The sequence below is a fragment of the Clostridia bacterium genome, assembly GCA_035628995.1.
Classification (GTDB): Bacteria; Bacillota; Clostridia; order Lutisporales; family Lutisporaceae; genus BRH-c25.
Genome location: DASPIR010000024.1, coordinates 81,542 through 98,112 on the forward strand (window position 1 = coordinate 81,542; position 16,571 = coordinate 98,112).

The following is a 16,571-nucleotide window of genomic DNA, read 5'->3' on the forward strand; positions in this document are numbered from 1 at the left end:
AGAATGAATTACGTTAGAATAATAAGGATGTCAGGAAGCATTTTTGTAAGGGAATTTGTAAAGCCTGAAAAGGCACGAAAGAAGGTACAGTACAGAGAGGTGGATGAAAAGACTGTGGCAGAACAGTTCTTAAAGGGTGATGCCACTGTACTGGTTGAGTTTGAGGAATCAGAAAGAGAGCCAATTATGTTGGACTTGGAAAGCGATAAGGAGCTTATAAAGAAATATCTTGGGAGCAGGTTTATAGGATATAAGGCATAACAGGAATGGGAGGGGTTAAAATGTACAGGTTCAGAAAAGTTACACAGTCTGATAAGGAAAGAGTATTAGAGATTTCGTCGAAGATTTGGGAAGGCAATGATTTTATAAAATATGTTTTTGACGATTGGGTTAAAGAAACAGAAGGAGAATTCACGCTGGGTGAGAAGGATGGAGTCGTTGTAGGCTTTGCAAAATATACGAAACATAATGATACTGAAGCTTGGCTGGAAGGGATAAGGGTTGATGAGAAGTATGCACATCAAGGCTTTGGGAAGGCCGTTACTCAGTATTATCTAAGCAGGGCAAAGGCTGAAGGTGTGGAAATAGTAAGGCTTAGTGCCTATATAGGAAGCAAAGAGAGCATTAACATTGTAGAAGGCTTGGGCTTTAAGAAGGATGGTTATTTCACTACAGGCTATAAGCAACTGAGCAAGGAGGCATTAAAGTCTTCAGGCGCAAAAACTGTTATAAACGTAATGAGTACGGCAACTGCATGGGACTTGATAACCAGAGGCAATGCATATTATATGGCGAATGGATATGTAAGCTTTGGATGGACTTTCAAAAAGCTGACCTATGAGCTGGTAGAAAGACTTGTAAAAGACAAATGCGTTTATGGAGTGCTGCGGGATGGAAAAGTATCTTCAGTGATGATACTCACAGAGGACTCACATATGGACAGAGGGCTCAGCATAGGCTTCATAGACGGGGATATGGGAGCAATGAAGGAGCTTGTGGATTTTGCCGAGCAGCAGGCTACTAAACAGAATATGGAATATTATGAGATAATGGCGCAAATGGATGAAAGGCTTATCAATGTGATGGAACTAAGCAGCTTCGAATTCCTAAGCGAAAGATACAGGGAAGTAAATGTGTTTGTATATAGTATGAAATTAATAGGGTAGGGGGATCATATGCAAGCCTAAATAGGTGCATGTTTAAACACTGGAATATTTGGGAATACTCCATAAATGAAAATCATTTATGGAGGTTTTTTATGAAGAACGTTGAGTTGGGTGTAAATAATAGGACGGGTTCTGGGAATAAGCAGACAAGGAAGCTTAGAAAAGAGAATTGCATTCCTGCAATACTATATGAAAAAGGGTCTAAGGGAAGATTGCTAAAAGTTGATGAAATCGAACTCAGAAGCCTTCTTGCCAAGAACGGAGAGAACGTGATAGTAAAGCTTAGTGTGGATGGAACAGAGATACCTGCCGTTATAAAAGAGGTGCAGAGGGATCACCTGCAAGACCGCCTAATACATGTGGATTTTCAACCTGTAACACTTCATGAAATAATACATGCCGAGGTACCAATATTGGTAGTGAATGGGGAGAGGGTTGAGAAAAACGGCTGGGTAATAAATAAACAAATGACCGAAGTGGAAATAGAGGGTGAAATTGAGAAAATACCACCAGTAATTACAGTTGATGCCTCGAAGTATACAGTCGGGCATGTTTTGAGAGTGGCCGAACTTGAAATATCGAAGGAGCTTTCAATAATAAATGAGAAGAATGAAGTGATACTCTCGATACTGCCTACTAGGGATGAACCCATAAACCTGGTATTTGACAGGGTTGAGCCTGAACTTGTAAATACAGAAAAGCAAGATAAACAAAAGGATAAATAGAAATAGCTGCTTAAAGCAGCTATTTCTATTTATCCTTAAAACCTGGCTTGTCTAAGCTGGCTGATTATAGTAATATTAAATGTGTAATAAAGTAAGAGGAGGCAGCAGAGTATGAATTATAGAGCTGATATTGGAGTTTTTGGAGGTTCAGGCTTTTATTCCTTTCTTGATGATGTTGAAGAGATTGATATAGAAACCCCCTATGGCAGCACCAGTGACAAAATTGCCTTAGCAAAGATTGGGGATAAAACTGTTGCCTTTTTACCCAGACACGGCAAGCAGCATTCATTTCCACCACATATGATACCGTTCAGAGCAAATGTTTATGCTATGAAAATGCTTGGGGTCAAACACATAATCGCTCCTACTGCATCAGGAAGCCTGCAGGCCTACATTAAACCAGGGGAGTTCGTAGTATGCGACCAGTTCGTGGATAGGACCTGGGGAAGAAAGGATACCTACTTTGAGGGTCCAGAGACGAAGCATGTAAGCCCGGCAGAACCCTATGACGAGACCTTGAGGAATCTTGCGATAAGAGCTTGTGAGGGAGCAGGGGTAAATGTACATAGAAAAGGTACGGTTGTTGTAATACAAGGACCGAGGTTTTCGACAAAGGCTGAGAGCAGATGGTTCAGCAAGATGGGTTGGGAAGTCATAAATATGACTCAATATCCGGAATGCATGCTGGCGAAGGAACTGGAAATACCATATGTGAACATATCTCTCATAACAGATTATGATGCAGGACTTGAAGGCAATGAGGATATAAAGCCAGTTACCGAGGAAGAGGTTTACAGAGTATTCAGCGCTAATAATGAAAAAGTGAAGAAAGTAATATACCATATGATAGAGAAGCTTTAATACTATAATACAAACAAGTTAGTTGAGGTAGATATATGAAGGGAAAGCTCATAATAATTGAAGCAGGTACGGATGGAAGTGGAAAGGCCACTCAAACAAAAATACTTTTTCACAGGCTGAAAGAGGAAAAGCATAATATCAGGAAGGTTGAATACCCCAATTACAAGAGTAATTCATCAGCACTGGTAAAAATGTATTTGAATGGTGAATTCGGCAATAGACCTGAGGATGTAAATGCATATGCGGCATCAACTTTCTATGCGGTTGACCGATATGCCTCCTATGTGAAGGAATGGCAGAAGTTTTATGAAAAAGGCGGCATAGTTCTGGCAGATAGATATACAACTTCAAATATGGTGCATCAGGCATCAAAAATCGAAGATGAAATGGAGCGGAATGAATATCTGGATTGGCTTTGGGATCTGGAATTTGTAAAGCTGGGGCTGCCTATTCCCGATATGGTGATATTCATGGATGTTCCTCCTGTAATAACCAATAATTTGATGTCCGCCAGAAACAATAAAATAACTGGTGGTTCCAAGAAGGACATACATGAAAGCGATAGTGAATATCTTAGTAAGACATACCAGAATGCCTGCTGGATAGCAGAAAAGTATAAGTGGAATAGGATTCAATGCATTGCAAACAATTGTTTGAGGAGCATAGATGATATACACAATGAAATATATGATTCTATAGTTAAAAACCTCCCGCTATAACGGGAGGTTTTTCAATCAATAATAGTTTTTTTCGAATATATCTTTTATATCAGCTACATTTTTGGTTAGGCCTAATGCAATTATCAATTTGATTCTGGCTTTCTGCCCTGGAAGGTTGTCTCCCAGAATTACACCTCTATTAGTAAGTTCTTTACCTGCGCCTGGATACCCATAGCTGTCAAGAACCTTGCCCATGAGACAGCGTGATACAAGTACTACTGGAATTCCTTTGGACACGGCATATTCTACACCTGGAACCATTGACGGCGGAATGTTTCCTCTGCCCATACCCTCAATGACAATCCCGTGAGTTCCTGAATCAACACAGAATCTTAGAAGCCTGTCATCCATGCCACAGCCAGTCTTGATAAGGTCTACCCTGCTGTCTATTTTTTCGGCTGCGATGTATTGGCGTTTTGTGTAGCTGTGGTAAAAATATGCCTTATCGTTGTCAATAAAGCCGATAGGGCCGAAATCAGCGCTCTTAAAGGTATCCAAAGTATGTGTATTCGTTTTGGTTACCTGTGCGGCAGAGTGTATTTCGTTATTCATTACTACAAGAACACCTCTATTATAAGCCTCATCTGAGGCAGCAGCATAAGTTGCAGCTATAAGGTTTACAGGTCCGTCGAAGCCCAGCTCGGAGCTGCTTTTCATAGACCCAACAAATACAATGGGCTTATCTGAATTTGATGTAAGGTCTACAAGATATGCGGTTTCCTCTAAGGAGTCTGTACCATGGGTTATAACTGCACCATCGAAGCCTTCAAACTTCAGCTTGTGCTGAATAATCTTGGAAAGCTCAAACATTTTCTCAGGAGTCATATGTGGTCCTGGAATATTACTGAAGTTAAGAAAATCTATTTCTGCGATGGTGCCAATGCCAGGTGTCATCTGCAGTATTTGCTCACCGGAAATTGCAGGCACTGCCGCATGGGTTTTTTCATCAATTCGCATTGCTATTGTGCCACCGGTAAATACTATGATTATTTTTTTCATCCTTATCCTCCCTGCATTATAGTGTAATATGCTATATTATAAAAATAGTTGAAGGTTTAAAAAATTATTAGACTCTCTAAAATTATTATATTATAGGTTCATCTTATTAACAATCCAAAAAAAGTGAGGCATACAATTGTATGCCTCACGTAGAATTCAATACTATGCGTTTACGTTCATTATCTGCAGGTCACTGACTATTTTGATTCTATTTACTTCAGGATCCTCAGTTCCTTGAACATACAGCTTCGCAGCTTTTAAAGCCTTAACATAGTCAACTATCTCCTGCGTAACTATTTCTCCAGGACAGAGTATTGGTATCCCTGGTGGATAAGCCATCAGGAATTCTGCACTGATAAGTCCTACACTGTCCTCAAGGGGTATCGAAATAGTCAGGCTGTTAAATGCATCCCTTGGAGTAAGAACACTCTCGGGAATGTTTGGTATGCCCAGCACTTCAGACTTAACAATTTCTTTGCAGTTTTGCTCGGCACTTATCTCTTCAAGGGCTGTTAGAAGCTTCTCAACCTTTTCCTTCGTATCTCCAAAAGAGAATACGCAGAGGACATTATACAGGTCGGACATCTCTGGCTGTATGAAATATTTCTCAGCAAGGATTCTTTCCAGCTCATAGCCGGAGAGTCCTAAATCCTTACAAGTAATGGTAATCTTTGTTGGATCGAAGCCATAGGCGCCTTTTTTCTTAAGTACATCTTCTCCGAAGCAATACAAGCCTTCAATTTTATTTATTCTTTCTCTTGCATTTTTGGCTAATTCTATAGAAAAGTCTATAAGTTCTTTGCCTTCTGTAGCCAACTGCATTCTCGCACAATCCAGGGAGGCGAGAAGTGGATATGATGGGCTTGTGGTCTGCAGTAAACTCATTACGGTCTTAACTCTGTTAACATCAACAATTCCTTTTTTTACATGCAGCAGAGAGCTTTGTGTCATGGAACCCACAATTTTATGCGTGCTCTGGGCACAGATATCTGCTCCTGCATCCATAGCTGATATGGGAAGCTTGCTGTTGAAATGAAGATGAGGTCCGTGAGCTTCATCAACTATAAGCGGTATATTATACTCATGAACTATCTTGACAATTTCAACTATATCAGTTGAAACACCATAATAGGTCGGATTAACAATTAGTACAGCTTTAGCATCGCTATTCTGTTCCAGTGTTTTTCTCACAGTCTCAGGTGTAACGTTAAGGGCTAATCCTACGTTTGTGTCGATTTCAGGGTGCATATAAACAGGATTGGCACCGCTCAGAATTATGCCGGCTGTGATGGATTTATGAACGTTCCTCGGGATTATTATTTTGTCTCCCTGGCTGACAACGCTCATAATCATTGCTTGTATGGCACCTGAGGTTCCGTGAATTGAAAAGAAAGTGTAATCGGCGTTATAAGCATCAGCAGCCAGTTCCTGGGCTTCCTTGATTACTCCTGTTGGCTTATGGAGACTGTCAACCTGATGAAAAACCGTTACATCTATTGATAATACGTTCGTACCTACGAAATCCCTAAACTTCTTAACCATTCCCTGGCCTCGCTTATGGCCTGGAACATGGAAAGGGACTGTATCATTGTTGTGGTATTCTAGTAGGGCATCAAACATAGGGGTTTTCGTCTGATCTAATTTGAACATTTTTACACCTTCCTTTCGGCTAACTAAAATTTAATTAGTTTACTAAATTTGCTAATAAAAAAAGCCTGAACTTCGATGCAATAAGTTCAGGCTTCTGCAGAGCGATTTTTAGTTTTATTATTTAAATACCAAATTCATTATAGGGCAAACAAATCCAAAATGCAATAATTTTTATCAAAAAATTTAATAAAAATTCACGATGGAATTTTACAAAGGCAAAAGCTTGCAGAAACAGGTGCCCCAGCGATTTATCAACTATGCTTCTAAGAGGGCTTAAGACATAAAATTACAGCACATCGCATTATTATACATCGCTTCCCAGAATTAAATCCTTCACGTATTTAGGAAGTACAAAGCATGCCTTATGTAAATCTTTATGATAGTATTTTGTATCAAAATCAGGGATATGATGCGTATCCACCTTTTCAGGGTCATGCTTCTTCGAGCCCATTGTAAAACTCCAGTAAACACCGGGATAGGTAGGTATAGCTGCCATGTAAAGCTTTGTAACGGGAAATACATCAGCAATATCATCGAAGACACGTTTCACTACCTGTGGGAGGTAAAAGGGGGTCTCTGTCTGAGCAACAAAGATTCCGTCCTCTGTAAGGCATTCGTAAAGAGACCTATAGAAGTTAACGTTGAAAAGTCCCTCAGCGGCACCAAAAGGGTCAGTTGAATCAACTATGATAACATCAAATTCATTTTTGCGGTCCAAGACATATTTGATGCCGTCGCCTATAAAGACCTCAGCTCTTGGATCATCAAGACCGCAGCTTATTTCAGGAAGGTACTTTTTCGAAAGCTCTACCACCCTGTCATCAATTTCACACAAAACAGCTTTCTCAACGGACTTGTGCTTTAGTATCTCTCTTATTACACCACCGTCACCTCCGCCCACTACCAATACTTTCCTGGGGTTCATATGGGTGAAAAGGGGGACATGGGTTATCATTTCATGATAAACAAACTCATCTCGTATTGTTGTCTGGACAATACCATCAAGCACAAGCATCCTGCCGAATTCATAGGTGTCAAGTATGGCAAGCTCCTGGTACTTAGTCTTCTCTGTATACAAAGTTTCTTTCACCTTATATGTCATTGCTGCGTTCTCTATTTGCTTCTCCTTTATCCATAAATCCATATGTATTCTCCTTCCACACTGTTGATATTTATTCTGCATAATTTAAAATTTATTTTGTTTTTTCGGAACCATGATTATCCATAAGAAAATGTACGATGTCATAAGTTGAGTAAGGCTTTTTCAATAGTCCTGTCATTTCCCGGAAGCATTTCATCCTAACCTCAGAGTTGAATATCTGATCAATTAGAACAGGTATCTTCTTAACATCCGAAGTAGCAACTGCAGCACCAGAATTCAGCAGGAACTCTGCATTTTCATACTCCTGCCCCGGTAGAGGGGAGAATATGATAAGGGGCTTTTCTCTGGTCAGGATTTCTGCTGTCGATACTCCTCCGGGCTTGGTAATTACACAATCTGATAACTCCATAAGCTCGTGAATATTGTTTACAAAGCCATAAACTACAAGCTTGTTACGTGTAGTAAGGCTCTTGAGCTTTGTTTCCAGTCTATGGTTCCTGCCTGCAATAGCGATAATTTGAATGTTCTCCATATAGCTGTCTATTGCTTTTACTATGTTGTTTATCTCTCCAAGACCAAGTCCGCCTCCCATTACCAGTATGGACTTCTTATTCTCAAAATTCAGTTTTTCTATTAGCTCTTCCCTTTTATGAACTTCAGCAAACTCTTTTTTTATCGGTATACCGAAAGGGAGAACCTTTTCTCTGCTTACGCCAAAGTTCTCCATAATATAGGTAAGATCCTCGTGAGGTATTATATAGTAGTCAGTTCCATCGTTTATATATGAAGAGTGGATGTTAAAGTCTGTAATGATCGAAACCAAAGGACAATTCAGTCTTTTCTTCTGCTTGAGGCTCGAAATAATTGCAGACGGAAAGCTGTGAGTGCATATAATCACATCAGGATCAAAGCTCACAATGGTTTTTCGAAGCTTGCTTGTCATTAGTCTGTTAGCGATGTCATTTATATCAATCATCGGGTCAAGTCTATTAGTCTTCTCATATAGCTTTCCCCATGCCTTGGGGTAGAACTTCAATATATTCATATATCCGTCCAAAATAACCTTGTCAAGTATGGGACTTATATAGCTGATAGTGTTGATAATTTTCACACGAGAGGAATTATCCTGACGTATGAACTCATTCCTAAGTGTATGGGCAACCTGATCATGTCCGTTTCCGATAGAAACAGAGAATATTAAAGTATTCACTTAATCACTCCCTAGAATACGGCATTAGCACTGCCGCCCTTATTATATAATTCTTAGTATAGCACAAAACAGAATTTATACCAGATGTAACGCACTAAGTTGCCTTACGGGCTTTAACTGAAACATTTTGCACTTATTTGAATTCTAGTATAAAGGATTAAGTGCAAAATATATAGATTGCAATATGAAAATTGCTAAAGAAATCCATATCACATTTAGAGTACGATGTTTTCGCTAAATTAGTCTGGAAAACAACAAAAACAGAGGAAATAATTTTTACCAATTCAACAAAACTATACAAATTTCGTTGAAGGAAAATCCTGCTATTTATTGAATATTAACAATGCAGTATAAATATGGAGGGACGAGAATGAATATAGGTTTTGAGTATGTGGACAGGCTGTTGATTGTAAGAATCGACGGGGATATTGATCATCACTCCTGTGAAGAAATCAGATCCAAAATTGACAAAGAGATTACTTTAAAAAACCCTAAATCAATTCTTTTTGATATGGAGCAGGTAGGCTTTATGGACAGCTCCGGAATTGGGGTGTTGATAGGGCGTTATAAGCTTATCTCAAACAATGGAGGAAAAGCAGGCATGACAAATGTAAAGCCACAGATTATGAGATTGTGTGAAATATGCGGACTTCAGAAGATAATTCAGATATACCCCAACAAAAAGAAAGCCATAGCAAGTATAAAGGAGTGTTAATGCAATGAGAATAGACAATGAAATGAAACTTGAATTCTTAAGCAAATCGCAGAATGAAAGCTTTGCAAGATCAGTAGTTGCAGCATTTGTAGCCCAGCTGGATCCGACGATAGAAGAGCTGGCAGAGGTTAAGACTGCAGTTTCTGAAGCAGTTACCAATGCCATTATACATGGGTATGGATGCGGAACAGGAAATGTAATGATTGTTTCAAGGATAATTGATAAGACTGTAGAAATAGAAATAAGGGACTTTGGAGCAGGAATTGCAGATATTGAGCTTGCCAGGCAGCCGCTTTATACTTCAAAACCCGAGCTTGAAAGATCAGGAATGGGTTTTACAGTTATGGAGACCTTTATGGATAAGGTGGAAATCGAATCGCATCCGGGGAACGGTACTATCATACGCATGACTAAAACTATGAAGACAGCTTGATGGGGTATGGTTATGGAACGGGTGGAGCTTACTCAAGATGAATTTTTAGAATTTATATTCCGTGCTCAAAAAGGAGACTCTGAGGCAGAAAACTTCCTTGTAGAAAACAACATCGGCTTGGTAAGAAGTGTTGTAAGAAGGTTTTTGAATAGAGGCTGTGAATACGATGATTTGGTCCAGATAGGAAGCATTGGACTGTTAAAGGCGATCAAGAAATTTGATGCCAGCTTTAACGTGCGGTTCTCAACCTATGCAATACCGATGATAATTGGTGAGATAAAGAGATTTCTAAGAGATGACGGAATGATTAAAGTCAGCCGAAGCCTTAAGGAAATAGCTAATAAAGCTCATATGGCGAAGGAGGCACTGGAAAAGGATTATGGACGGGAACCAACAATATCTGAAATTGCTTCAGTGTTGGAGATTTCAAAAGAAGATTTGGCAGTGGCTTTGGATTCTGTGCAAAGCACAGAATATCTTTATGAGACAATACACCAGGATGACGGCTCGCCAATACTCCTCATTGACAGGATAAGCTGCAACGAAGGGGAAGATATTGATATAATAGATAGGCTGGCATTGAAAGAGGTTTTGTCTGCTTTGGAACCCAAGGAACGCCAAATAATAATGCTCCGATATTTCAAGGACATGACTCAGTGTCAGGTAGCTGAAATGCTGGGAATGTCTCAGGTTCAGGTGTCAAGAGTCGAGAAGAAGATAATCAGCAAGCTTAGGCAGAGCATTACTTAAAATTTCACATAAAGATAATGTCAGTAGAGAAGATCGTGTACTTGTTGCATGGTCTTTTTTCTATTGTAAATTTCTAATGTAAATTTCCAAGGTATTAATTTGGCTTAATAGCCAATAATATTAATATAAATTGTACAGGAGTGCTGTGTAATGAAGATTTTCAGGCTCTTACTCGTATTTGCAATGGTGCTTGTCATTAGCTGTTTTTCCTGGAGCTATTATACCAGCAAATCGCTGCAGGAGAAACACGAAAGAGCGATACTTGTATTTGGAGAATGCTGCAACACAATGAAAATATCCGATTTGGAGAGATTATTATGTATACAAATAAAAGGTTTAAGCAGCTGAAAAGTATTTTGAATTTTGAAAGCGAAGCAGAAAAGGAGATAAGGAGTGACATAGACGGCAGGATATTAAAAAACGCAGCAAGGATATTCGAGCACAAGCAGTGAGGATTTAAGACAGGAGGTATAAGCTGAATGAAAACACAAATGAGTTCGAAACAGTATGAACAATATATAAAGGATAAGCTTCCTAAGCCCAGATCCCTTAGAAACTGCATAGCTGCATTTGTTGTAGGAGGGTTCATATGCGATGTGGCACAATTCATATCCAATATTACTAAAAGCTACGGCTACAGCCCTGAGGCAATAGCTTCAATAACAGCCACGACAATGGTGTTTCTAGGAGCTTTTCTTACCGGTCTCGGTATTTATGACCGTATAGGAAGATTTGCCGGGGCAGGAAGTATAGTACCAATTACTGGCTTCGCAAACTCAATAGTATCTCCGGCTATGGAATTCAAGAGAGAAGGTTTTGTTTTTGGAGTAGGTGCAAAGATGTTTGTTCTTGCTGGCCCGGTCCTTGTTTATGGTATATCTGCATCAATAATTATTGGTTTTATTTATTATTTGTTTGGGAAATGAGAAGAATCCACCTAAGGAGTGATTGAATGGCAAGCAAAAGACTGGGGAATCAGACATTAAAGCTGTCATCACCTCCCTCAATGATCTCCAATGCCAGCATAGTTGGACCTAAAGAGGGTGAGGGTCCACTTGCGCAATTTTTTGATAATATATTGAAGGATGACTACTTCGGAGAGGAGAGCTGGGAAAAGGCAGAGAGCAAGATGCTCAAGGAAGCCGTAAAAAATGCAATAAAGGCTTCCGGCAGAAGCAATACAAATATTAATTTCATGTTTGCCGGTGATTTGTTAAATCAAATTGTATCTTCAAGTTTTGCAGCCAGGGAACTTCAGATACCCTTTGTCGGGTTATATGGAGCATGCTCAACAATGGCTGAATCAATATGCATGGGTTCAATGCTGATTGATGGAGGGTTTGGGGAAGCTGTAGTCTGCGCCACCTCAAGCCATTTCAGCAGTGCAGAAAGACAATACCGGTTTCCTTTGGAGCAAGGTGTTCAGAGACCTCCCTTTGCACAATGGACTGTTACAGGCGCTGGAGCCACAGTTCTGGCAGAGGCAGGAAATGGGCCGTTTATAACGTGTGTGACAATAGGAAAGGTCATGGATTTTGGCATCAAGGATGCTAATAACATGGGAGCAGCAATGGCTCCTGCAGCGGTTGACACTATTACAGCCCATCTCAATGAAACAGGAAGGAGTCCTGAGTATTACGACCTAATATTAACAGGAGACCTTGGAAATATTGGAAAGGCAATAACGCTGGATATGATGCAAAAGGAAGGCTTTGATATAAAAAAGGTCTATAACGATTGCGGTTCAATGATTTATGATGGTGCGAAGCAGGATACTGATGCTGGTGGAAGCGGCTGTGGATGTTCTGCTGTTGTATTGAATGGATATATTGCAAAGGAAATGAAGAAGGGGAACCTCAATAGAGTGCTTCTGGTTGCCACCGGTGCACTGCTCTCACCTACCACTAGCTGGCAGGGGGAATCAATCCCTTCAATTGCCCACGCAGTAGCCATAGAAAAAACAGTGGGAGAGGGTACTTGATGGATTATTTGAAGGCATTTCTTGTGGGCGGATTGATTTGTGTTATTGGGCAGCTGCTAATGGATCATACAAAACTGACCCCTGCCAGAGTGCTTGTCAGCTTTGTTACGGCTGGTGCAATCCTTCAGGGATTGGGGCTATATCAAAAAATAGTCGACTTCGGAGGGGCTGGAGCAACCACACCCTTGACGGGGTTCGGCTATTCACTTGCCAAAGGAGCTATGAAAGAGGTTAAAGAGGCAGGAATGCTGGGCGCTTTCACCGGAGGCCTGAAGGCTGCAGCTGGAGGAGTATCAGGAGCTATTTTCTTCGGTTATATAATGGCATTGCTTTTTAGCCCAAAATCAAAAAAATAGGAGACATAAATATGGATGAAAATAATAATATAACAACGCCTATAAATAGCGCCAAAAGAAGAGTGATATTAGTTACAGACGGTGATGGAATCGCAAGAAAAGCGGTAGAGACTGCAGCACTCCGAATCGGGGGCAGATGCATCTCTAAGTCAGCAGGTAACCCCACTCCAATGAGCGGCCAAAGCATAGTTGAGCTAATAAGAAGCACACCTTATGATCCCGTTGTAGTAATGGTTGATGACAGAGGACATACAGGAATGGGGAAGGGTGAAAAGGCAATTAAAGAGATAGTCCAGAGTCCTGATGTAGAAATACTGGGTGTCATTGCAGTAGCTTCAAATACTGAGGGAGTAAATGGGGTCAATATTGACTTTTCAGTGACCAAGGATGGAAATATAATTGAAAACACTGTAGACAAAGATGGCAATAAAGCTGAAGGTACCAAGATTAACGGGGATACGGTTGACATATTGGGGTCTATGGATATCCCTGTTATTATAGGTATTGGAGACCCAGGGAAGATGAACGGCAAGGACTGCTGTGACAAAGGGGCTCCAATAATTACAAAGGCTATGAAAGAGATAATAGAAAGGAGCAGCATTATGTAGCTGCTCCTTATTTATTATGGATTTGTAGGTGTGGGAGTAGGTGTGGGTTCTACGCTGTTTTCATCGCCCTCCAGATCTTCCTCACCCTCTAACGGATCTTCGCCAATAGCTGGTTCTGTATGTTTATCGCAGAACTCTGTAGGTGCCTCATATATCAAATCGGCAGGTACTTGCTTCTGATCAGGTTGAGGAATAAAAGGTTCTGTCCTCTGTATAAACACTTTTGACTGAACTAATGTTGATGGACAATTGGGTGTCGCAAGCTTGCCTGTTTCCACGTCGACATCCTTTATAACATGAACATCACAGATACTTTCCGGTCCAGGTTCTGTGCCTTTTATAAAGATCTCCGACTTCACTGTTGAACCCCTGGGATCAAGGGCGCAAAGCTCGGAAGGTCTTTTGCCTGATACTGTGCAAATATTCACAGATACTAAGCCTCCTGGACGTTCGAAATCTTTCACCTTGAGATTTTTGTGGACTTCCTCCATTACAGCCTTCCAAAGCTTTGCAGGATAGCTGCCTCCAGTAAAGTTCATAGGTTTCGGGTCATCATGTCCTATCCAGACTGAGGTTGTATAGTAGGGGCTATAGCCAGTAAACCAGGCATCTTTGTTTGTTGTTGTAGTACCTGTTTTTCCTGCTACCGGCATCTTGGATAATGCAGCATTTCCACCTGTGCCGCCAGTTACAACACCCTTCATAATGTCTACCATAAGGTAAGAAACCTGTTCGCTTATAACTTTTGATTTTTCAGGCTTGTTTTCAAAGATTAAGTTTCCGTCCTTATCAAGAATCTTTGTAAAGGATATTGGTTTTATTAATATACCCTTATTGGGGAAGACGCTAAATGCTGCAGCCATTTCTATGGGCTTAACACCCTTGGTGACTCCACCAAGTGCAAGCGATGAAAGACCTTCGTCATTAGTGACCTTGTTATCAGCTTTTGTAACCATAGTTGTAATCCCAAACTTTTTGAGATATTCCAGGGAACGCTCTATGCCAATATCTTGAACTATTTTGACTGCAACGACATTAGTAGAATGTTTTATGCCCTCTCTCAAAGTCACAAGGCCTTTGAAGTTATTGCTGTAATTGCGGGGCTTGTAGTTGCCATAGGCAACAGGGGCATCATCTATAACTGTTCCAACGGTATAACCATTATCTAAAGCCGGGGCATAAGCAGCAAGAGGCTTTATTGTAGAACCGGGCTGCCTTAAGGATTGAGTAGCTCTATTGAGGCCTCTTCTGACCTTTTCGCTTCTGCCTCCCATAACTGCTTTGATTTCGCCAGTCCCATTTTCAATTATTATAACAGCAGCTTCAGGCTGTAATATACCGTTGCCATCTTCCTTGCTCTCAGGGAAGAGCTTGGTATTCTTGAAGGTTGCCTCAACCATATTCTGCATCTCTGTGTCTATAGTAGCTATTATTTTGAGCCCGCCGTTATAAAGCTTTATCTCAGCCTCTTCTTTACTAAGCCCAAGCTTTTTCTGCAGTGTGTCAATGACATCATTGATGATCATGTCGGAGAAGTATGTTGTTTCCACTTCTTTTTGAACTTTCGCCAGTTTGATTTCCTGCTTGGAAGTATCGTCATATTCTGATTGCGTAATAAAGCCTTGGCCAAGCATTTCTTTAAGGATTAAATCTTTTCTTTCCATAGACTTTGCAAAGTTTATATATGGAGAATATGCTGAAGGATAACGCGTAATACCTGCTATTGTTGCACATTCCGCAAGAGTAAGTTGATCTAGCTCCTTGCCGAAGTAATAAAGAGCCGCTGCCTTAACCCCTGCAACATTATGCCCAAGTCCTATTGTGTTCAGGTAAGCTTCCAATATCTGCTCCTTACGGAATCTTCTTTCAAGCTGAATAGCATAATACATTTCAACTACTTTTCTTTTCCACTTCTTGTCAGGAGTAAGATAAATATTCTTTATAAGCTGCTGTGTAATAGTACTGGCACCCTGAGAAAGCTCTCCGGTCTTTAGGTCAGCTTTTAAAGCACCAATAATACGATACGGGTCTATACCGTTATGTTTCAAGAAGCGCTTATCTTCGATTGCGATAAAGGCATCTTGCAGGTCCTGAGGTATTTGATCTATTGTGACCATAGTACGGTTCTCATTTGCGTGAAGATTGTCGATGAGCTTGTCATTCTTATCGACAATATATGTAGTCTGGCTTAAATCAAACAGTTCATTTACGTTAAGAGGTGCTGCACTTTTTACCCAGGCATAGGCAGTACCTAGTCCGATGCTTCCGCCCAGAAGAATTACCAGAAGCAAGCTGAGTATAATAAACTTTAAAAATCTATTTAAAGAAAAGGTTCTCTTTTTCTTCTTGCCTTTCCTTGGGGTCTTTGTTTCATTATCGCTCATAATCTACCTCCACAATTGCTTTGCTTTAGCAAAGCATACAATAAATAGTCCATTCTGTGACAGAACAATTATAACATACAGGTGTATTTATGGCAAACCAGGGGGATAATATCCATTGAACTGTCTGCCTTTAAGGTGATTCTTAACATTTTTGCCAATTTTTAATCCAAGTGCTTTGAAAAACCATTACTCCATAAATATTGACGAGGATTATTAAGTTTTGTTACGAGTTTTTAATTATATTTTCAAATATATAAAATAGTTGTAAAGTATGTAACTCTGAATCATATATTAATAAATAGGGGGTGTTTGCTCATGAGGAGGAAGTTTGGCCAAAGAGGCGGAAAGAAGAAATTCTTCTTCAGCGTGCTGATATTAGCTATTATGCTGATATACTCATATTACATCTTGGAGAGGAACATTAAGCCGACTATTTTGGCAATGTCAGAGATAAATGCAAGGCTTATTGCAACGCAGGCGATAAATGATGCAGTGAATAGCAAAATAAGCAACAACTCTTTTAATCATCTTGTTGATTACAAGACCGACGTTAATGGAAGGATTGCACTTATCCAAGCAAACACTGTGCAAATGAACAAGCTGGCAGCTGATACTTCCTTGGAAATTCAGAAGGAAATAAAAAAGATTGGAATTACAGCCTTGAAGATACCCATATCAAACATTTTTGGAAGCCAGGTATTCGCGAATACCGGCCCTAAGATAAGTGTGAATATACAGCCGGCAGGTACAGTCAATGTGGATTTCTATACAGATTTTGAGGAAGCGGGTATAAACCAAACTAGACTAAAGATATATCTTATAGTAAAGACGGATGTGCAGATACTAGTCCCGCTGGCAAGCAATAAAATTGATGTAACGACACATATACCGGTTTCTGAAACAATAATTGTA

General features: G+C 40.1%; 19 protein-coding genes. 14 read left to right on the forward strand and 5 right to left on the reverse strand.

Annotated elements, in window-relative coordinates; all coding sequences use genetic code 11:
• Positions 1-3 precede the first annotated feature (3 nt).
• The 5 genes from VEB00_10900 (at position 4) to VEB00_10920 (ending at position 3,471) form a co-directional block, all read left to right on the forward strand.
• Complete coding sequence (locus VEB00_10900) at positions 4-261, forward strand: hypothetical protein (protein HYF83520.1); 258 nt, start codon at positions 4-6, stop codon at positions 259-261.
• Positions 262-281: 20 nt separating this feature from the next.
• Positions 282-1,166, forward strand: a complete 885-nt coding sequence (locus VEB00_10905) for a GNAT family N-acetyltransferase (protein ID HYF83521.1) — start codon at positions 282-284, stop codon at positions 1,164-1,166.
• Between the two features lie 92 nt (positions 1,167-1,258).
• Positions 1,259-1,891, forward strand: a complete 633-nt coding sequence (locus VEB00_10910) for a 50S ribosomal protein L25 (GenBank protein ID HYF83522.1) — start codon at positions 1,259-1,261, stop codon at positions 1,889-1,891.
• Positions 1,892-2,002: 111 nt separating this feature from the next.
• On the forward strand, positions 2,003-2,752 hold the full coding sequence (locus VEB00_10915; protein HYF83523.1) for an S-methyl-5'-thioadenosine phosphorylase: 750 nt from the start codon (positions 2,003-2,005) through the stop codon (positions 2,750-2,752).
• A 35-nt stretch (positions 2,753-2,787) separates the two neighbouring features.
• Complete coding sequence (locus VEB00_10920) at positions 2,788-3,471, forward strand: thymidylate kinase (protein ID HYF83524.1); 684 nt, start codon at positions 2,788-2,790, stop codon at positions 3,469-3,471.
• Between the two features lie 15 nt (positions 3,472-3,486).
• Here VEB00_10920 and VEB00_10925 read toward each other — a convergent pair whose 3' ends face one another.
• The 4 genes from VEB00_10925 to VEB00_10940 all read right to left on the reverse strand — a co-directional run bounded on the left by VEB00_10925 (position 3,487) and on the right by VEB00_10940 (position 8,432).
• Complete coding sequence (locus tag VEB00_10925; GenBank protein HYF83525.1) at positions 3,487-4,470, reverse strand: asparaginase; 984 nt, start codon at positions 4,468-4,470, stop codon at positions 3,487-3,489.
• A gap of 162 nt (positions 4,471-4,632) precedes the next feature.
• Positions 4,633-6,120 carry an aminotransferase class I/II-fold pyridoxal phosphate-dependent enzyme gene (locus VEB00_10930; GenBank protein ID HYF83526.1) on the reverse strand — a complete coding sequence of 496 codons (1,488 nt, stop codon included), beginning with the start codon at positions 6,118-6,120 and terminating at the stop codon, positions 4,633-4,635.
• Positions 6,121-6,424: 304 nt separating this feature from the next.
• Complete coding sequence (gene speE / locus VEB00_10935; protein HYF83527.1) at positions 6,425-7,264, reverse strand: polyamine aminopropyltransferase; 840 nt, start codon at positions 7,262-7,264, stop codon at positions 6,425-6,427.
• Between the two features lie 49 nt (positions 7,265-7,313).
• On the reverse strand, positions 7,314-8,432 hold the full coding sequence (locus VEB00_10940; protein ID HYF83528.1) for a glycosyltransferase: 1,119 nt from the start codon (positions 8,430-8,432) through the stop codon (positions 7,314-7,316).
• A gap of 370 nt (positions 8,433-8,802) precedes the next feature.
• Between VEB00_10940 and spoIIAA the strand changes: the two genes are divergently transcribed.
• The 8 genes from spoIIAA to VEB00_10980 all read left to right on the forward strand — a co-directional run bounded on the left by spoIIAA (position 8,803) and on the right by VEB00_10980 (position 13,275).
• Entirely contained in the window at positions 8,803-9,147 is a 345-nt protein-coding gene (gene spoIIAA, locus VEB00_10945; GenBank protein ID HYF83529.1) for an anti-sigma F factor antagonist, read from the forward strand.
• 4 nt (positions 9,148-9,151) lie between these two features.
• Positions 9,152-9,580, forward strand: coding sequence for an anti-sigma F factor (gene spoIIAB, locus VEB00_10950; GenBank protein HYF83530.1), 429 nt, complete (start codon positions 9,152-9,154; stop codon positions 9,578-9,580).
• Between the two features lie 12 nt (positions 9,581-9,592).
• Entirely contained in the window at positions 9,593-10,330 is a 738-nt protein-coding gene (sigF, locus tag VEB00_10955; GenBank protein ID HYF83531.1) for an RNA polymerase sporulation sigma factor SigF, read from the forward strand.
• Positions 10,331-10,647: 317 nt separating this feature from the next.
• Positions 10,648-10,782 (forward strand): hypothetical protein, encoded by a 135-nt coding sequence (locus VEB00_10960; GenBank protein ID HYF83532.1) that lies wholly within the window; start codon positions 10,648-10,650, stop codon positions 10,780-10,782.
• A 27-nt stretch (positions 10,783-10,809) separates the two neighbouring features.
• Positions 10,810-11,256 (forward strand): stage V sporulation protein AC, encoded by a 447-nt coding sequence (gene spoVAC, locus VEB00_10965; GenBank protein HYF83533.1) that lies wholly within the window; start codon positions 10,810-10,812, stop codon positions 11,254-11,256.
• 26 nt (positions 11,257-11,282) lie between these two features.
• A complete protein-coding gene (gene spoVAD, locus VEB00_10970) occupies positions 11,283-12,311 on the forward strand; it encodes a stage V sporulation protein AD (protein HYF83534.1) in 1,029 nt (342 codons plus the stop codon).
• Entirely contained in the window at positions 12,311-12,667 is a 357-nt protein-coding gene (spoVAE, locus tag VEB00_10975) for a stage V sporulation protein AE (GenBank protein HYF83535.1), read from the forward strand. Before spoVAD ends, spoVAE begins: the two co-directional genes overlap by 1 nt.
• 11 nt (positions 12,668-12,678) lie before the next feature.
• Positions 12,679-13,275 (forward strand): stage V sporulation protein AE, encoded by a 597-nt coding sequence (locus VEB00_10980; protein ID HYF83536.1) that lies wholly within the window; start codon positions 12,679-12,681, stop codon positions 13,273-13,275.
• 14 nt (positions 13,276-13,289) lie between these two features.
• On the opposite strand, the gene VEB00_10985 is transcribed toward VEB00_10980, so the two are convergent.
• The gene (locus VEB00_10985) at positions 13,290-15,659 is read right to left on the reverse strand and encodes a PBP1A family penicillin-binding protein (GenBank protein HYF83537.1); all 2,370 of its coding nucleotides are present in this window, start codon (positions 15,657-15,659) and stop codon (positions 13,290-13,292) included.
• A 315-nt stretch (positions 15,660-15,974) separates the two neighbouring features.
• On the opposite strand from VEB00_10985, the gene yunB reads away from it, so the two are divergent.
• On the forward strand, positions 15,975-16,571 hold a 597-nt coding region (yunB, locus tag VEB00_10990), incomplete at its 3' end, for a sporulation protein YunB (protein ID HYF83538.1).